The sequence below is a fragment of the Peribacillus huizhouensis genome (genome assembly GCF_014138605.1).
GTDB lineage: Bacteria > Bacillota > Bacilli > Bacillales > DSM-1321 > Peribacillus > Peribacillus huizhouensis.
On sequence record NZ_JACJHX010000001.1, the window covers coordinates 1 to 17,930 of the forward strand.

14 protein-coding genes and 3 pseudogenes are annotated in these 17,930 nt (G+C 35.8%); 5 read left to right on the forward strand and 12 right to left on the reverse strand.

From position 1 onward, the window contains the following. Positions 1-469: 469 nt before the first annotated feature. Positions 470-1,396, reverse strand: a complete 927-nt coding sequence (locus HNP81_RS00005; RefSeq protein ID WP_028390697.1) for a LysR family transcriptional regulator — start codon at positions 1,394-1,396, stop codon at positions 470-472. Positions 1,397-1,544: 148 nt separating this feature from the next. Between HNP81_RS00005 and HNP81_RS00010 the strand changes: the two genes are divergently transcribed. Together HNP81_RS00010 and rarD are read left to right on the forward strand one after the other, a co-directional pair. Beyond that, on the forward strand, positions 1,545-2,057 hold the full coding sequence (locus HNP81_RS00010; protein ID WP_182501211.1) for a GNAT family N-acetyltransferase: 513 nt from the start codon (positions 1,545-1,547) through the stop codon (positions 2,055-2,057). A gap of 51 nt (positions 2,058-2,108) precedes the next feature. Beyond that, positions 2,109-3,047: an EamA family transporter RarD gene (gene rarD / locus HNP81_RS00015; RefSeq protein ID WP_051404859.1), complete on the forward strand. Its 939-nt coding sequence runs from the start codon at positions 2,109-2,111 to the stop codon at positions 3,045-3,047. A gap of 494 nt (positions 3,048-3,541) precedes the next feature. On the opposite strand, the gene HNP81_RS00020 is transcribed toward rarD, so the two are convergent. The 3 genes and pseudogenes from HNP81_RS00020 to HNP81_RS23685 form a co-directional block, all read right to left on the reverse strand. Further along, the gene (locus HNP81_RS00020) at positions 3,542-4,360 is read right to left on the reverse strand and encodes an N-acetylmuramoyl-L-alanine amidase family protein (protein ID WP_182501212.1); all 819 of its coding nucleotides are present in this window, start codon (positions 4,358-4,360) and stop codon (positions 3,542-3,544) included. Between the two features lie 603 nt (positions 4,361-4,963). Next, a complete protein-coding gene (locus HNP81_RS00025) occupies positions 4,964-5,212 on the reverse strand; it encodes a hypothetical protein (protein ID WP_182501213.1) in 249 nt (82 codons plus the stop codon). Between the two features lie 162 nt (positions 5,213-5,374). After that, positions 5,375-5,551, reverse strand: a pseudogene (locus HNP81_RS23685) (NAD(P)H-dependent oxidoreductase); the annotation flags it as partial. A gap of 610 nt (positions 5,552-6,161) precedes the next feature. On the opposite strand from HNP81_RS23685, the gene HNP81_RS00030 reads away from it, so the two are divergent. Beyond that, complete coding sequence (locus HNP81_RS00030; RefSeq protein WP_182501214.1) at positions 6,162-6,662, forward strand: hypothetical protein; 501 nt, start codon at positions 6,162-6,164, stop codon at positions 6,660-6,662. A 951-nt stretch (positions 6,663-7,613) separates the two neighbouring features. Here the strand turns inward: HNP81_RS00030 and glxB are convergent. Next, on the reverse strand, positions 7,614-7,997 hold the full coding sequence (gene glxB / locus HNP81_RS00035; RefSeq protein WP_028390686.1) for a methylglyoxalase: 384 nt from the start codon (positions 7,995-7,997) through the stop codon (positions 7,614-7,616). Positions 7,998-8,098: 101 nt separating this feature from the next. After that, on the reverse strand, positions 8,099-8,377 hold the full coding sequence (locus HNP81_RS00040; protein WP_028390685.1) for an ArsR/SmtB family transcription factor: 279 nt from the start codon (positions 8,375-8,377) through the stop codon (positions 8,099-8,101). Between the two features lie 218 nt (positions 8,378-8,595). Between HNP81_RS00040 and HNP81_RS00045 the strand changes: the two genes are divergently transcribed. Then, positions 8,596-8,826, forward strand: coding sequence for a hypothetical protein (locus HNP81_RS00045; RefSeq protein WP_182501215.1), 231 nt, complete (start codon positions 8,596-8,598; stop codon positions 8,824-8,826). On the opposite strand, the pseudogene HNP81_RS00050 reads toward HNP81_RS00045, so the two are convergent. The 5 genes and pseudogenes from HNP81_RS00050 to HNP81_RS00070 all read right to left on the reverse strand — a co-directional run. Next, a pseudogene (locus tag HNP81_RS00050) lies at positions 8,814-9,816 on the reverse strand (IS1595 family transposase). The gene HNP81_RS00045 and the pseudogene HNP81_RS00050 sit on opposite strands and share 13 nt — an antisense overlap. 493 nt (positions 9,817-10,309) lie before the next feature. After that, a complete protein-coding gene (gene ftsZ, locus HNP81_RS00055) occupies positions 10,310-11,284 on the reverse strand; it encodes a cell division protein FtsZ (protein ID WP_182501216.1) in 975 nt (324 codons plus the stop codon). A 491-nt stretch (positions 11,285-11,775) separates the two neighbouring features. Further along, positions 11,776-13,005 carry an amidohydrolase gene (locus HNP81_RS00060; protein ID WP_182501217.1) on the reverse strand — a complete coding sequence of 410 codons (1,230 nt, stop codon included), beginning with the start codon at positions 13,003-13,005 and terminating at the stop codon, positions 11,776-11,778. Between the two features lie 105 nt (positions 13,006-13,110). Then, positions 13,111-14,382: an amidohydrolase family protein gene (locus tag HNP81_RS00065; RefSeq protein WP_182501218.1), complete on the reverse strand. Its 1,272-nt coding sequence runs from the start codon at positions 14,380-14,382 to the stop codon at positions 13,111-13,113. A gap of 504 nt (positions 14,383-14,886) precedes the next feature. Next, positions 14,887-14,967: pseudogene (locus HNP81_RS00070) on the reverse strand (GMP synthase (glutamine-hydrolyzing)); the annotation flags it as partial. Between the two features lie 238 nt (positions 14,968-15,205). Between HNP81_RS00070 and HNP81_RS00075 the strand changes: the two are divergent. Next, the gene (locus tag HNP81_RS00075; protein WP_082675207.1) at positions 15,206-15,322 is read left to right on the forward strand and encodes a YjcZ family sporulation protein; all 117 of its coding nucleotides are present in this window, start codon (positions 15,206-15,208) and stop codon (positions 15,320-15,322) included. 357 nt (positions 15,323-15,679) lie between these two features. Here HNP81_RS00075 and HNP81_RS00080 read toward each other — a convergent pair whose 3' ends face one another. After that, on the reverse strand, positions 15,680-17,293 hold the full coding sequence (locus tag HNP81_RS00080) for an FMN-binding glutamate synthase family protein (RefSeq protein WP_182501219.1): 1,614 nt from the start codon (positions 17,291-17,293) through the stop codon (positions 15,680-15,682). Positions 17,294-17,930: the final 637 nt, after the last annotated feature.

Sequence of the window (17,930 nt, forward strand, 5' to 3'; positions counted from 1 at the left end):
GATTCGGAGGGTTATTTGAGTTGTTCATTTTTAGTATAGCATGAAGTGATTTTTAATTTAAAAGATTTTTATTGACAATCTATTAGCTGGTTTAACGGAGTAGTGAAAATGATTCTAATATGGGGTACCGTAAGAAAAATGCGAATTACAACGATAAGGAAATTCCAATACTAAAAAGCCCAACTTCTCCGTAAATTTATTGAGAAATTGGACTTTTTCATTACTTCATTAAAGAGCTCGATTGTTGAAGATCGTTATTGAAGTAAATCACCCTTTTAATTCAATTGATTTGGCTTGAAACTATTATCACCATATTCATAAACTATTACAATTTCACCAATATAACTGGCTAGAGAAATTTGAGCGCTTACTTTCACAATAAGTTGATTATCTTTTACTTCGTAATCAGTAATCCCTCCAAGCTTTATCCTCAAATAAGTTGGTTTTAGATGCAGCAAGACCTGGACACTTACTTTATAAGATCATTAGGCATAGATTTTTCTAAAGCTAATTTTATAAAATCAATATATACCAGAACTTCTTCTGGCAAAAAAACATCGTTTCGTTTCACCAAGCCCACTTGAATCAGATTGCCTCCTTCCAATGGAATAGAGATAATATTCGGGTTCATGTAATTATTCACGATACAGCCTGTTCCTAAATTGTAGCTATCTGTATTTGACAGGAGATTATTCATGGCCCCTCTATCCTTGAGATATACTAATTTCCTGATATTGTCTACATTGAGGGCTTCTTCCGCAAAATGTAACAACATGTCATCCTGCTGATAAGTCAGATAAGGATAGTCCCTTAATTGCTCCAATGTAATGCATTCGAGATGAGCCAAAGGGTGCTCTTTTCGTAGAAAGACGTGCTGTTTCAATGAAGCAAGGGGAGTAAACGTTAGTAATTTTGAGGTGAAGTAACGCTCAAAAAAATGCTTGTTTAAATCGGTCAGAGATAAAATTCCAAGAATACTTCTACTTGAATACACGTCATCAATCACATCGGTTGTCTTACCTTCCCGAATTGCCAACTCATATTTCCGATCAGCAAAATAATTCATTAGATTCGCAACAGCCTCTATAGCAAAGCCATAATGTTGAGATGAAATAGAAAACTTTGTTAAGTCTTTTTTTTTCTCTTTATGAAAATGATGGGCGACAGACTCCGTTTGTTCCAGAAGCATTTTAGCGTAAAATAATAATTCTGTGCCATCTTTTGTAAAGACTACCCCTTTGTTCGTTCTATCTAGAATCTTAATTCCTAACTCAGCTTCCAGATCACGCACTGCTTTGCTGATACTGGGTTGTGTCACGTAAAGTGCGGTTGCAGCTTTACTGATAGAATTATGCTTGGCAATCTCCACTATATAACGAAATTGCTGAAGAGTCATGTCCTCACCGTCCCTTGTTTTTTCCTGCTGCCTGCTTTGCCATAACTTTAGTCTATAGCAGGTGGTTAAAAAGTTCAATTTTACGTTATACATGAAGAATTCTAAAATAAATGAAGAAAATCAAATTTAATATGAAAGGAAGAAAAAAATGATAAGGGAAGCAACTTCAAAAGATTTAATGGATATTTTAGATATATATAATGATGCTATTCTTTATACTACGGCTGTATACGACTATAAACCCCAAACGCTTGAAAGTAGACAAATTTGGTATCAACAAAAGAGGGATGAAGATTATCCAATACTAGTTTGCGAACAAGATAATAAAGTGGTTGGATTTGCGACATTCGGTCCTTTTAGGGTGTGGCCAGCTTATCAATATTCAATTGAACATTCTGTTTACCTAGATAAGGAACACAGAAGAAAAGGAATTGGGACTTCTTTAATGAAAGAATTAATCGCTATTGCCAATGAAAGAGAGTATAAGACCTTAATTGCTGGCATTGATGCAGCAAATGAAAAAAGTATTGCTATGCATAAAAACTTTGGCTTTGTTTATTCAGGCACAATAGAAAAGGCAGGTTTCAAATTCAATAGATGGCTTGACTTAGCTTTTTATCAATTAGAACTTAACGGACCTAAAGATCCTGTAGAAGAATAAAAATATTCGTTGCGATATTTATTAATAGTTCATTACTGAAAGGTGAAAGCTATGCCAGTATGGAATCCATCAGCTAAAGAAAAAGATTATGTGCACCGTCATTCAGAGAAAATAATGGGTTATATCTATATCTCCTTATCTTACTTGCTCTGGGGGTTTCTAGCATTATACTGGAACGCCCTGGATACCGTCTCCTCAATGGAAATCTTAGCTCACCGAATTCTGTGGGGATTTATCTTTGTGGTTATTATTATGGCATGTCAGACTAAAAAGCGTCGGGCTTTCTTTAAGCTGTTTAAAGAATTTAAAGTAAACTTCAAACAATTCTCTTATATCTTTGTAGCATCTCTTGCGATAAGTGCAAATTGGCTAATTTTTATTTGGGCAGTTAACTTCGGTTATATCATGGAGGCAAGTTTAGGACTTTATATTACGCCTATCGTTAGTATGGTTTTAGGCGTCCTTATAGTAAAAGATAATATACGAACTGGCACTCTTATATCGATGATAATGGCTTTTTTAGGAGTATTGGTTATTACTTATGAATATGGTAAAATTCCCTGGGTTGCAATCTCTTTAGCTATGACTTCTGGGATTTATGGATTAACGAAAAAGTATATCAAGACCGATACACTAGTCGGAATGTGTATAGAAACAATCATGGTCATCCCTTTTGCATTGCTTTTTTTAGTGTTTATTCAACGCAATAATAAAATGTATTTTGGTTCAGACATTCATTTATCATTATTATTAATTAGTGCAGGTATCCTTACTGTTTTACCACTTTTATGGTTCACAGAAGGTTCAAAAAGAATGTCTTTAACAACAATCGGATTTTTTCAGTATATTACTCCAACTATTACTTTTCTCCTCGGGGTATTTATATTTGAAAATACAATCACTTTGATCCAATGGATCTCCTTTAGTTTTATTTGGTTATCACTTGCTGTTTTTTCCTTCTCATCGTGTAAAGGTATAACAAAAAAATGAGGATAGATATGATTATGTTTTCCAAGGAAGTATGATAAGGATAAAGCTATCTTTTCATTAAGGGAAAGATAGCTTTTGCGATGTACTATGTATACAAAATATCGCTTACTTAAAGAATCCTTATAATCTAACCTTTCCCATTCGTTTAAGTACATATCCTTCACAATCTCCATTTTTTATTTTTACAATTTCGTTTCAATTCTTTCTAAGTGATATTCAACAATCCAGCCCTTTAACGGAGTAACATATTGAAGTTTTCAACATCGGCAAGGACATAAAAAGAAAAATCCTGTTTATATAATACAGGATTTTAATCAAACTTTATTTACAAATTAGCAATCTTTTTTATAAATTATCGGACTTTGTTATAAAGCTACAAATATAACTATTAATGTTCTGAAAATGATTATAACCTTTGCGATTCCTATTTAAATAAAATTAAAGCTGACTTCCTTTTAAAAATATGAGTAACTCACTTAAGAAGATTTTAATCATTACTGATCTTGTTTTTCAATTTCATGCAACTTCATTTCAAGAGCCTTTATGTCACCTGAGTTTTCAGAAATTAATTTAAGCAAGATACTCCGTAAACGATTTACTACTATCGCTACTTCTTCCCTTGTGATTGAAGCTCCCGGTCTTGTACCGTCAAAATAGCCGTTTGCTACAGCTTCATCCCATGAAGATTGTGCCCAATTGCTCACTTTATTTATATCTGTTTCTACCACTTTTGGTTCCTCTTTCGGCACTGTCGTTTTTTTAACTGGTAAATCCAAATATTTCGCTACACCTCGCGCATAAGCTGATGCCATATCTTTAATGAAATCTCTATTCTTTAACAATTCAGCGTCTTTGGAGTCAATAAATGCAATCTCAGTTAAGACTGCTGGCATATTTGTTTCTCGAACAACTGCTAAATTCCCTCGTTTCTTATCATCACCATGTGCTCTTAGCCCGTATTTTTTAGCCGTTTCAAGTGCCTCTGCATTAACTAGAGTTTGTAATTTCTCAGAATTAGCACTTGCCTTGGTGTATATATAAGACTCGTAACCAGTGCCTCCACCAGCGTTAACATGAATTGAGATAAATACATCAGCATTGGTTCTGTTGGCAATATTAGCGCGTTCGGAAAATGCTATAAAGACATCAGTAAAACGCGTAAGAGTGGTTTTATGATCTGTATATTCTTCGTCAAGATACCTTTTCATTTCTTTTGAAATATCTAGAACGATGTTTTTTTCTTGCAGGTCATTAGCTACCCCACCTGGGTCTTTTCCACCGTGTCCTGGGTCAATCTTTATTTTTTTTACCATGCTTATCACCTCAAAATTATTTTATGATTAGAGAAATAAATATCCTGTACTATTTTCTAGATTTTTTTCTTAATCCTTTTTAATCATGTACTTCCTCGATTATTCCAGATTAAAGGTTAACGAATTCCAAAATAGCTAGCACAATATTTGATCTTCCCGATACCATAAAAAAAGATAAGGAAGGCTGTCAGGAACCCTCCAATCTTTATATTTAAATAAGACTTTTAAACAGCCTGAGGTTAATTTTATTAAAGGATAACTACATAAAAACCATACTCGAAAATAATTTGTATTAGTAATTTCCCTGTAAGTTTACCCACCCTAACATATAGCCGATTAACATACTCCCCCATATATCTGAACGGATAATAAACAATTGTATCAATATTTATCGGGCTGTAATTATCTCCACCTTAATCAGTGTAGAGAACAAAGAAAAACAAGGAGAATTTCTTGAAAATTCGCTTTTTTTGTGTAATTTTCTTACAATACTAAAACATAGAAAACCCTGAATAAGGGGCTTTTCACGCCCCTTATCCAGAGTTTTCTATGTCTGTTCTGCTAATTATTTAATGCGATCTCAGAAGTGGTGTTAACCTACAGTTAAGTAAACTTCCCCGCATTATACTTACTTAATAAATTCTCGCGTATGTACCGGATGCAATCAGGAGATAAAATTGACCTTTTTGGATGGATTAAATCGCCAAAAGGCATTCCATTAAGAAATTTTATTTCCCCAGAAAATTCTTTCCCGAGATTCGCATCGTACCCCATAACTTTTACAAATAAGGTTTTATGATCTGTGTTCATAAAATCAATAACATTTAATATATGCTGATTTATTTCCTGCACTATTTTCCCCCCTAATTAATAAATTAGTATTCTCAACTTAATGAATGAGTAGTTCATTGCACATAATCCCCCCAACACGTTAGAAATCTGGCTAAAGAATACAATTGCAGCCATGCTAAAAATTTCCTACCGTGGCTTATCTAAATGAGGTATCGAGTTATCCTAGTGGTCTAGTCTTTTAAAATAATTATAAATCTTTTCTAGTTTTTTCATTTGTTTTCCTTTTGGACTTTCCATATTCCCAAATTCAAAGAACTTCACTTTCTTGATTCCCACAAAACTAAATAAGGCTCTTTTCATTAAAATTTTATGTGCATTATTCAACCAAAGAAATGGATAGTATTAATCAATCTTAATTTTAAATAATCGTACTTTATTTTAGATGATCAAACTTTTTTAAATAACTACACCAAATTTACGAACACACATTTCACTACTCCTTATAGACGTTGTCAAATCAAGGCTCAACGTCTCTGTTGTCTATTAATCAGAATGAAAATCTATTTTCCATTGCCAATGCTCGCGGCAGCCGAATGGCTCGTAGCGGTCTATATTCAAAGATGTTCACTCATTTTTTGATAAAAAAGATCATGATGCGATAGCAGATGGTCCTCTCCTTGCTTTTATCTTCATTCCAAGATATTCAAAACCAATTCGGAACCAGTTGTGAGGATTCGGAAGTGGTCGTCTGAACTTAAGTGGGAGTTCACAGTATGGCAATGATTGTAATGTCATAAAAGTCCAAAAATCATTTATGAACGTTCGTTGATGTACATTGATTTTATCGAACTAATTTATTGAAAAAGGTAGAGATTTTTAAATACCTAAATATGGGTATTTTTGACTATCTTTCATTTCTGAAAAAGGGTTAAGCATCTATTATAGAGAATTAACAAGTTAATCTTAGTCATGTTAGAACGTACCATTTTAAAGAAAGAAGGTAAGTAATATGAATGGAAATTTTTTTGCTAACTATAAAGATTTTATTATTTACCCTTTGGAAGAAGATAATCCGAAAGAATTTGATCCTCAAGATTATGCCACACATTATATTCTCACGTTGTCACTATATGATTCTCTTGTATCAAATTGGGGAGAAGCAAATAAATTTGAAGTAGACGTAAAAAAAAGTATTGGAAAGGTATTAAATGAATTCAATAATACCCAGAAAGAGAGTTATCACCTTCAATTACTTGAACTTGAAAGTGATAAATCGTATTTTGTTCTGTCACTATCGTGTAAAACTAAAATTGAAAATTCGGAAGCAAACGATCGCATTTCTTACATCATCGATAAGATCATTTCAAACCCTTTTTATGTTGGTCAATCCTGGTACCAGCTTATCGGTGATAAAGGAAGAATTACACGTAAACTCTTCTGCTTTTCATTCAAAGAATATACACATGTTATAGAGGAGAATGAAGTTGCTAAGCTTTCTACTCTGGCATGAACACATCAACATAGTAGGACGCTATTCGCTCCCATACTTCCTGAGGGATCAGAGATGGCCGATTATGTACATTACACATGGACCAGTTTACATAACCGAATAACATTAAAAAGGATTCCTATGCCCGCTAAATTCATAGGATTCCTAGTGTCCGCCAATATTTAATTCATGTTGGTTCCATTGCTACACTAGCATCAAGTGATACTGTTTCAGGGCTTAATAATGTATTACATCCTACCCCGCCATTTAGCATTCAGAAGATGATACTAGAACAAGTTGTTCTTTATTTTAATTCTTCCTTAAATTAACCCCTCTTTAATATAAACATCAGATCTACGATTAGTTATGTAGTTTTAAACTCCTTTTGCTTTATGTATTTCTGAGGTATCAATGGTGGTGATAATGATTTTCTCATTATTAAAAGCTTCATGTAACGACTCTCAAGGATTGATCCTCCCTAAAGCTTTAGCAGCTTTGTATGTATTGCCATAAAAATTTACAGCTTTTAGAATAAGCGCTATTTCAAGTTCCTTTTTTGCTTGTTTCAACGGAATGAAGATGATTTTTATGGTAAATAAAAAGAATCCATTTTGATTGATCAAAATAGATTCTTTTCTAGTAGATTTATAAAAAAGTTTGATCATTTCCGTGATCATTATGCCAGTAAAGCGCTCGATTCTTGAAGAAGCATCTACCTACTTTTAGCTATTTTGCTGTAGATCGTTAATAAAGGAAAGCACCCGTTAGAGTTTAAGTGAACTAATTTACAAAGTACATTTCCATTGAAGAACGACAACAATCTCATTTATTTTAGACTTTAAAAATGTATAACCCCGTCCTAATAATAGGACAGGGTTAACGTAAAGTTGTTTAATTTTTGATAAAAACCACTTCACCGAACTTAATACTTGCCAATAAAATCGTATAGAACTAGGTTACTTCTTCATGAAGTTACTTCTGCACTATCTGAATAAGGTTACCGCATGTATCATCGAATACAGCAATTGTGATTTGGCCCATTTTTGTCGGTTCCATAGTAAACTTTACGCCTTTTTCCAGTAATCGTTTGTACTCTTTGTGAATATCTACAACGCCAAACATTGTTGCTGGGATGCCATCGGCAACTATCTTCTTTTGGTACTCCTTTGCGGCAGGATGGTTATTCGGTTCGAGCAAAAGCTCGGTACCGTCTTGATTATCGGGAGAAACAAGGGCTATCCACCTAAATTCTCCAACGGGAACGTCATGCTTTTTTACAAAGCCCAGCTTTTCTGTATAAAACTCCAATGCCTTGTCTTGATCTTGAACGAAGATACTGGTAACAATGATTTTCATAATGTTATTGCCTCCTTGATATTTTCGACGTATGGTACTCTGCTAACAATCTGGCTCCAAGCAGAAAAACCATACATTCGTCAGAAGTTTTTTTAATAAAATTACTCTATCCATCCCTTCAGCAAATTGTTAAGTGGTTCGTTGTTGAATATAAGTACTCGATATTTTCCCTTTCGTTTCGATTTTACGAGCCCAGCATCTTCCAATACAGAAAGATGTTTAGCTATCGCTTGTCGCGAAATGGAAAGGTCGTGCTTCATAATGAGACGTATCGTAAGTTCATACAACGTGAGCTCGTTGCGTTCGGATAGTTCATCTAATATAAGCCGCCGAGTCGAATCGCCAAGTGCTTTGAATATAGCGTCTTTGTCCCAATTCATATATCGAGTATAAGCAACTCTACGGTTGCTTGTCAAAGGAACCGTATCATGCAATCTTAACAACACTCAGAGGAATTACTACAAATACAATTGGCCTTAAAGATTTTTAGACTATTAAAAGGCTGTTTTCGTAAACTTTGTTGCTATTCAATAAAGTATTAGCGTCATGATATAATGATTTAACAGAAAATCATTATTGGAAATTTGGAGCGAATTAAATGGAATGGGTTAAACTTTTCGAGTTAATAGCAGCAATTAGTTTCGTTGGAGCAGTAGTACAGTTATTACGTTTTAGAACAGAATTGAAAAAAATTGATAAAGACCAAGAATTTACTGATGAATTAGCAAAAAAGTGGACCAAAAAACTTCATTGGGTCATTTTGTTTGGAGCTTCGGGAGCCGTTTTTGCGGTTATTAGTTATATTTTTCGTATTTTTTATACTAATTGAAATTTATGAAGCTCTAAAATAATCTGTGGTTGAGTGATAGATTTTTTGCACGCCGAAATAAGCATTTGCCCCACTCGATTTTCAAATGCTAAGTTTTTACCAAGTTCAAGCCATCTGAACCAGTAGAGGTAGTTATCTAAATATTTTGTTGCAACTCCTTGGAAACGCACCATCCAAGTTTTCAAGCGATTATGAAAGTTATTAACGTGTTGCACGTGGTAAATTCCTTTCTTTACACGCTGTTTTTGACGTTCATTGACTGTTTCGTGCTGTAATCCTTTCATTTTGGCAAACTTCTTATAATTCGTTGCGGTATCAGTGCATAACAATGCTGCCGGGTGAATAAACTCACCTATCACAGCGTTAATTTCTTCGGCTTTTACTCGACCTGTTCCTGCTTTTCGAGCAATTACACTTCCATTGCGGTCTTGTGCCACCACAACGACAATTTTAAGGTTAGAGATACCTCTCTTTTCCCCTTTTTCGCCACGCTTCTTGGCTTTTCTGTGCGTTACTTCTCGACCTTTCATAGACTCACGAAAGAAGGTTTCTTCACTCTCGACTATTCCTTGTAGTTGATTAAAACCAAGACTTTCTAATGCGTTCAAGATTTTATGTCTCCAATAAAAAGCAGTGGAGATATGAATTTTCAAGCGTTCAGCGATTTTTGGCAGGGTATAACCTTAAACCATTGATTCAATGTATTTCATCCACTTTTCAGGGTAACGAGAGCCTGAAAATGGTATGTTTGTCATATCATTGAAAGATTTTCCGCAATCATTATACAGATAGCGAACGATATTTACCGTTCCGTTTAACCGATGTGCTTCCACAATAAACACACCCCAAACCAGAAGCGAATCGGGCTTCACGAATACTTTTGAGTAGTTTCGTAATTTTATCTGGTTCATCTGGAAACAAGTCTTGTTTCATCGCATTATATAACGCTATTTGCTCCGATTTGGTTAATTCGCTGACGTCTTTCCACATTCTCGAACGCCTCTTGAATGCCCATTATTTCAGCCTTTTAACAGTATGGTCAAGAAAGCCACAATCTACACGAAAACAGCAATAAAAACTTTAAGTAGAAATGAAATAGTTAAGAGCCCGTCAAAAGTTATTTTGAGGGGCTCCAAAACAAAAGGTTTATCAACGTTATGATGCAACTTGTTCAGTTCTATTTTTAGAAACACTATAATTCTTTGTGACCACACTTACAAAGATCACCGATTATATTTATAGTAAGTGCTATGATCCCACCTTCAAGCGGGAATTGGAAGAATAGCGGCAATACCAGCAAGGAACGGAATGATCGCCAAAATTTTGATCAGTTTCAAAATACATCCTCCTTTTATTCTCTTAAAAGTATCTTTTACTAGCATTGATAGCACTTAAAATATGCAAAGACCACTTGTTTTTTTAATTATAAAAAATATTAAGGAAATTTAAATAAAAATGTTTACGTATATTTAAATTATCTTTACTAAGTTCTTAATAATGGAACCTCCTTGTCATTAAAGCCAGTAGCAATGATGGTTACTATAATCTCATCTTTTAAGTTTTCGTTAATGACAGAACCGAAAATCATATTTAACTCGTGGCTTGCAGTAGAAGTAACAATGTTTGCTGCCTCTTGTACTTCATATAGACTTAAATTGGTGCCCCCTGTGACTTTCATTAGCACACCTTGAACTCCATCAATAGAAGTGCCAAGTAACGGGCTGGAAATAGCTCTCTTTGCAGCTTCAGCAGCACGGTCTTTACCTGTTGCGCTGCCAATTCCTATTAAGGCAGATCCTTTATTGGACATGATCGTTTGTACATCAGCAAAATCAATGTTGATTAATCCTGGTACAGCTATTAAATCGGAAATACCTTGGATACTTTGACGAAGAATATTATCCACTTCTCGAAATGCTTCGACTATGGGTGTATTTTTATGTATAATCTCCAATAATCGATTGTTTGGAATAACAATTAATGTGTCCACTGCTTTCTTCATTAAGGCGATTCCGATTGCCGCTTGTTTTGCACGTTTACGGCCCTCAAACGAAAATGGGAGTGTTACAATTCCAATGGTCAGTATGCCAAGATCACGGGCAATTTGAGCTATAGCAGGGGCAGCACCCGTACCTGTACCGCCGCCCATTCCTGCTGTAACAAATACCATGTCAGTGCCTTTTAATACCTCTTGGATCTGCCCTTGGCTTTCTTTTACTGCTTTTTTACCTACTTCTGGATTTGCCCCTGATCCTAATCCTTTTGTCAATGTTGCACCGATTTGTATCTTAATCTCTGCTTTTAATAAATTAAGAACTTGTGCATCTGTATTAACAGCAATATATTCTACACCCTGAACTCCATGCTCGATCATACGGTTAATAGCGTTATTCCCTCCGCCACCAACACCGATTACTTTAATGTTGACTAATGAGTTTACTCTTGTATCAATCTCCATCTTATCGTTCCTCCTAGTTCATCGAAATTACCTTTTTTTAAACTATTCATTCAAATATCTGAAGTACTTATTTCTTTTATTTAGGCTGTGTTAAATTTGCCTGTTGGTTAAAAAATCAACAATGCTCTTTAATTTAGCCTTTATTAAAAAAATCATTTTCTTTTATTTAGTTCTAGCATAGAAAAAGGCATTGTCGTTAGCAGTTCCGTAAAGGAAGTTGCTAAAGACAATGCCTTTCATTGAATCTTACCACTCTTCACTGAAAAGTCGGAAGGATTCGACACCCAAAAAAGGGAATCCCTACTTTTAATTCTAAGATATTTCCATCCTTAATTCAATTTACATATACTAATATGCTAACATAGGAAAAACTGTGACAAGCCGAAGGCAGACACTTAATACCCGGCCAGATTTTTTTGGCGTGGTTTTTTCTCCTCTTTGCTCGAAAAAATAATAGTTGATTCTTCTTGAAAATGGTTTATTCATCATACTTATTTTGAATCAAGAGAACCTGAAACGATTTCTCCTTTGAACATCGTTGCTACACGATTAGATCTTCTTGCAACGGCTTCGGCGGAACAAGAAGCTTCAACAAACACAATACTCGCTTCGTCCCCAATTTGCGGCCAAACTTGATTTCCTTCAGAATTAAGCGGTATTTTTCCATCGGTAATAAACTGGAGCGTTTGTGCTAAAGAACGTTCATCTGCCCATCTTGAAATCTCCGCCAAACGACCAGCTCGTTCTAAAACGTCCCCATTTCCAAATGGTGACCAAACATCAAAAATATTATCACATCCAACGGCAACCGATACACCTTTCCTGTGTAATAAGCCAACAGGCGGAAACCTTCTATCAAGAGGAACACTCGTAATAATGGTGATTCCTGAATCAGCCAATAGTTCTGCCATTTCTTCAGCTTCAGATGGAGGAATATCCCCAAGTGCAAATGCATGACTAATCGCCACCTTGCCTTGAAGACCTGCTTCTTTCGTTAACTGCGCCAATCTCTTTATTGTAAAGATACCTAAATGATCCCCGTCATGCAAATGTAAATCAATCCCCGCATTTTCTGTTGCAGCAAGTTCAACCATCAGTTGTAAAGATGCTTCAATATCGCCATCAACGGTTGCAGGATCTACGCCACCTACAAAGCCCGCTCCTTGACGGAGAGCCTCTCTTACTAAATCTTTTGACCTCGTACGCAATAAACCGTGTTGTGGAAAGGCAACTATTTCATAAGCTATCTTTCCCTCAAACGTTTGCAACGCTTTATGAACTTCTTCAAAATTCTTCAAGCCAACCTCAGGGTAAATATCAACATGTGTACGTATGTTAGTTACTCCGGATTTCAAATAAATATCAAGCAACTTTTCCGCACGTTCCTGAGTAGTAGTTTCTAAGTTCGGTAGAACTCCTTTCTCAATTTCAAGTCGTTCAAAAATATTGTTAACAGGTGTTACTGAACGCCATCGGTCACCCAGCAATGTTTTATCTAAATGACAATGTTTTTCTATAAAAGATGGAAGAACCAACAATTGTTTCACATCTTTTTTTGGTAAATCATCTGTAATAGTTTCATCAGAAGATACGATCTTCGCAATTTTCCCGTCCTTGATCAATAGATGGTAACATTCCGTATTTGTACCCGTTATGACGCCATTTTCAACGTCGTAACCACTCTCTAATCGTGCATTTGTTAGCCAAAAAATAGAACTCATCTTATATCTACCCTTTCTATATTTTTATTGTAGAATGTGGTGAGAATAAAAATTTACTAATTCACCGATTTAATGGATTTATGCCTTTAATCTAAAGATTTATTCTTATTTAAGTGCCCCAGCGACTATATTTCCTTTAAATAAAACAGCTATTCTTTTTGCTCTTCTAGCAACAGCTTCAGCGGAACAACTGGCATCAACGAAAACGAAGTCCGCATCGTCTCCTACATTTGGCCAAATACGTTCTCCTTTTTTATTTAAAGGGGTTACCCCTCCTGTAATAAATCCAAGAGTTTGTCCTAGTGATTGTTCATCACTTAAGCCGAAACGTTCTGCTAACATCCCTGCTTTTTCTAAGCTGTCTCCTTTTCCGAAAGGAGACCAATGATCCGTAATGCTGTCATCACCGAGGGAAATTTCTACTCCTTTTTCCTTCAAGAGAGGAATCGGAATCGTCTTTCCTATAGGAACGGATGATGTAATCGAAATCCCCTGATGAGCGAGTAATTCTGCGACTTCACTCGCTTCTTTAAGCGGGATATCACTAAAAGCAAATGCATGGCTTATGGTAACTCTCCCTTGCCATCCAGCTTCATCCGTTAGAGATGCCAATCGCTTAAATGTAAAAATACCAAGATGTCCCGGGTCATGTATATGAAGGTCAATGTTTGCATTTGCTTCTACGGCAAGTTCCATTACCATTTGTAACGATTTCTCGATATTTTCGTCAATTGATGCAGGGTCAACTCCACCTACTAATGAAGCTCCGTGTTTTAATGATTCTCTAACTAGCGAAACTGAATTGCTGCGTAATAATCCGTGCTGTGGGAAAGCGACTATTTCGACAGCAGCTTTTCCTTTATAAGCTTCCACCGCTTGTAAAGTTGCTTCGAGGTTTTTCAATCCGATTACAGGATCGACATTGCAATGTGTGCGTATGTGAGTTGAACCTGAATGTAGCAATAAATCTAATAATTTTTTCGCTCTTTCTTCTGCAACAGGCAATAAGCATGGGAGTAGTACCTCCTCTTCTTCTAACCTTGTCAAAAGACCCTTAGTTGGAATCGTAGGCGCTTTCCATGGACCTCCGTAATATGTTTTATCAATATGGATGTGCATATCTCTAAATGATGGAAGCATTAAATAATTATTCGCATCCCGTTTAGGTAAAGTAGTTTCTAACTTTTTATCAGCAAAGACAATTTCATTTATTTTCCCATCTTCAATTCTCAGATGGAAAAGCTTCGTTTCTGTTCCCGTAACTGTACCATTTTCATAGTGGTATCCAGTTTCTAATCTTACATTTGTTAACCAATATGCTATATCTGTCACTTTCTTTAACCTCCTTTTATTTTGAATTGTATTTAATTTATTCATGCCTTGGCATAGATTTTAAAACTTAGGCGAGTTACGCACTCGCATTTCTTAGTATATTTTCAATTTCTCGGAATTCTCGTTTCCATCTTTAAGAAGCTTTAGAGCGTTCTCAATATCACCTTTCTCTGCTGCTATTATTAATTGTTGGTTCATGGCGTCCCCCATGGAGAAACTAAGTACAGAAGTTTGCCGCATGACTCCAACAAGATCAGCAAGTAGCGCCATGGTGAGGTAAGATAAAGCAGAAAAAAATATTATTGGCGCAAAACTTAAAATCTAATTAATCTTTTTCTCTTTAACAATTATGTTATCATCTGAAATTAAATATGAAAAATATAAAAAAAATCAATTTTACTTAACTTTTCCATATATTAAAGGCGTCATATTATAATTTCTAGAGGTTTCCGCTCTTAAATCTTTTTGGCAATAAATACAAAAATGAACGTGTATAAAGAACGTTCGTTTCCATTGCATTTATTCCATTTTATCAGTTGTGTTTGTGTGTTACTCCCACTCAATCGTCGCAGGCGGTTTACTTGTCACATCGTACACGATGCGGTTCACATGCTTCACTTCATTTAGCAGAATCTGCCCCTGTTAAAGGACCAGCAGCTTTAGTTGCTACTTTAATAGATGTAATAGCAGCAGAGTTTAGGTTAACCACACCAGCAGTAGCAGTAGCAGCACCAGTTACTTTAATATCTGTTTTAAATGAGCTTATCTTCATTCAAAATATAGGTAAAAGCCCGACCACATCATTATTTTAAACATAGTATAAATTAGCTCATGAAAGTACCTCCTAAAAAAAAGGAGTTGTGAATAAATGTCAGGTTGTGGTGTTGATGGCGGCTGCGGATTTGGTGGAGGATTTGCCTTATTAATCGTATTGTTCATCCTCTTAATCATTATTGGAGCCAGCTTCTGCGGTGGATTTTTTTGATAATAAATAACAATAAGGACGGCTATTGAAGGTCGTCCTTTTTTATTTATAAGATTATTAATTCAGGTATTAAGTAATGTTCATTCGTGGTTAATATTCACAATTTTATAAATATATTTTAGCGATTTTTTGTAGAACGCTTGGAGATAGAAAGCGCTGTAATTCTTGTGAGAATAGATGTAATTCTTCAGAAAGCGAGAGGTCCATGAAAAAACATCAGCAACGAGATTTTTTTACCACGACTCATACTCATTCTTTCCTTTCTATTCTTGCTTGTTTAGTTTTCTCTAGCGCATAAAAATTATGATTTAATTTCACTATTTACTGTTTGTGAATCATTCTGTTTATAAGGAACTTCTACTTTCTAGGTTCATTTACACCTATTTGCTGCCGGATTTCATGGAGGATATTTTCCAGTGATGTCACGACTCCTTTGCTATCTTTATAACTAATATGCTTCGGTTGAAAATGAACGGGTGAATCCAAACCTGCTGCTGCTGAAATTCGAAATAGTCCTTTTCGAAGTGTCACGAGAAAATTGACGACGCGGTATTTCTTTTCGTCAATTACGAGAGCCTTTTGTAATTCTGGGTCAGTTGTCGCTACCCCAACTGGACAGGCATTGGATTGACATTTCAATGTTTGGATACATCCTATGGTAATCATGAATCCACGCGCAATATTGACGAGATCGGCTCCCATCGCCAAAGCAATCGCAATCCGGTCAGGGCTGAAAAGTTTACCTGAAGCGATAATTTTAACCCGGTCGCGCACCCCGTATTTTTGAAGGGTCGAGACAACAATTGGTAGTGCTGATTTAATCGGCAATCCGACACTATCAATTAATTCTTGATAGGAAGCCCCTGTACCGCCTTCCCCGCCATCTACGGTGATAAAGTCCGGCCCTTTGCCTGTCTCCTTCATATATTTGGCTAGTTCTTCGACGCTATCATTACCACCGACAACCATCTTCATTCCAACAGGTTTACCTGTATGGTTACGAATTCTTTCAATGAATTCACACATCGTCGGTATATCACTGTACTGATGAAAACGATTGGGACTATCAATCGATTTGAATGGTTCCACTTTGCGAATTTCGGCAATTTCCGGCGTAACTTTTTCCGCATCAATATGTCCCCCGCGAGTTTTGGCACCTTGAGCGAGCTTAATCTCAAATGCTTTTACTTGAGGAATTTCACTTTTCAGCTTTAACTCGTCCCAATCCATTTCTCCAAATTTATCACGAACTCCGAACATGGCCGGGCCAATCTGCATAATGATATCGACGTCACCTTTTAAATGATAGGAAGATAGCCCACCTTCTCCAGTATTCATCCACGTACCTTTTGCTAACGCTAATCCTTCTGATAAAGCTGTTATGGCATTATAACCTAATGAACCATAGCTCATCGCCGACATCCCAATCAAACCTTTTAATCTAAATGGATGCTTTGTATTTGGGCCAATGACCACGGCATCATGGTCATGCAATAAGTAAGCACACGATTCCTCATCCTCCCATTTTTCCTTTCGCTGCGAAAAAAGCGGATCCTTCAATAAGATAGATCTTTTGGTTATCACCTTTGTTTCTCTATCGAATTTTTCTTCTTCGGCTAATTTTGGGAACATATCATTCCGAACAAAAAGACCTTCTTCATCAAAATCACGTTTTGAACCAAACGCAACTACATCTCGCATATACTTTGCGCTTTTTACGATATGTTCGTAGTCATCCCTTGAAAACGGCTTTCCTTCATTATCACCGTTAAAAAAATATTGCCGCAATTCTGGACCGATTTTTTCTGAAAAATAGCGCACCCTGCCTAGTACTGGGTAATTCCTTAGTATGGCGTGATGCTTCTGATTTCGGTCAAACATTAATAAATAGATTAGAAAAATGACAAGTGCGATTAAAGCAAGTGCACCAAAAGTAAATGTGATGATAATTAAACGACTTGCGATATCCATTTTGCCCCTCCTAGTAATGGCCATATTGGGTTTATTTTACTCGAACCTGAATCTCTTTATACAGAGGACAAATGTCGGATAGGTTTAAGGGTACCGTCAAGAAAATGGGCTTACCGTTGTAAATCCGCATTCCTGACGGGATCCATGTCCCACGCACCAGTTAGTTGAAGAACAAAAGTTTTAGATTAACTCACCTATAAGCCATATCTCTCCAGCGAAAATTTCTTCATCAACCAATTCACCATCCTTTATTTCTTCTTTTTTTTTTTAACCCAGCTGGTATAGTTAAGCCCCATTCTTTTGCAAAGTTTCGATTAGCAGAAAATGGTCTAATCCTTATCAAATAGACAGCTATAATAAAGTCTAAGCAGCCAGTGTGTTTCGATTTTTAGATGGAGTACACCAATTTGGATATTAACCTGAATATTTGATATACGGGACAATCCTCTTAAACCCTTGATAGGACAGGGATTGGACTTTTATTTATGGGTTTCATGTTCTAAGGGAAAGTGCGATTAACGCTAAAACGTTAAAAGTTGAATTCAACACTGCTGTTGATACAGCAAAAGCTGTAGTTAAGCATGAGCAAAAATATTAGTTGTACATTGTATAAATTGTTCATATATTTTAACCCTCA

Coding starts and splice junctions, on each gene's coding strand:
- HNP81_RS00005 (WP_028390697.1), bottom strand. CDS start 1,396: ATGACTCTTCAGCAATTTCGTTATATAGTGGAGATTGCCAAGCATAAT.
- HNP81_RS00010 (WP_182501211.1), top strand. CDS start 1,545: ATGATAAGGGAAGCAACTTCAAAAGATTTAATGGATATTTTAGATATA.
- rarD (WP_051404859.1), top strand. CDS start 2,109: ATGCCAGTATGGAATCCATCAGCTAAAGAAAAAGATTATGTGCACCGT.
- HNP81_RS00020 (WP_182501212.1), bottom strand. CDS start 4,360: ATGGTAAAAAAAATAAAGATTGACCCAGGACACGGTGGAAAAGACCCA.
- HNP81_RS00030 (WP_182501214.1), top strand. CDS start 6,162: ATGAATGGAAATTTTTTTGCTAACTATAAAGATTTTATTATTTACCCT.
- glxB (WP_028390686.1), bottom strand. CDS start 7,997: ATGAAAATCATTGTTACCAGTATCTTCGTTCAAGATCAAGACAAGGCA.
- HNP81_RS00040 (WP_028390685.1), bottom strand. CDS start 8,377: ATGAATTGGGACAAAGACGCTATATTCAAAGCACTTGGCGATTCGACT.
- HNP81_RS00045 (WP_182501215.1), top strand. CDS start 8,596: ATGGAATGGGTTAAACTTTTCGAGTTAATAGCAGCAATTAGTTTCGTT.
- ftsZ (WP_182501216.1), bottom strand. CDS start 11,284: ATGGAGATTGATACAAGAGTAAACTCATTAGTCAACATTAAAGTAATC.
- HNP81_RS00060 (WP_182501217.1), bottom strand. CDS start 13,005: ATGAGTTCTATTTTTTGGCTAACAAATGCACGATTAGAGAGTGGTTAC.
- HNP81_RS00065 (WP_182501218.1), bottom strand. CDS start 14,382: ATGAATAAATTAAATACAATTCAAAATAAAAGGAGGTTAAAGAAAGTG.
- HNP81_RS00075 (WP_082675207.1), top strand. CDS start 15,206: ATGTCAGGTTGTGGTGTTGATGGCGGCTGCGGATTTGGTGGAGGATTT.
- HNP81_RS00080 (WP_182501219.1), bottom strand. CDS start 17,293: ATGGATATCGCAAGTCGTTTAATTATCATCACATTTACTTTTGGTGCA.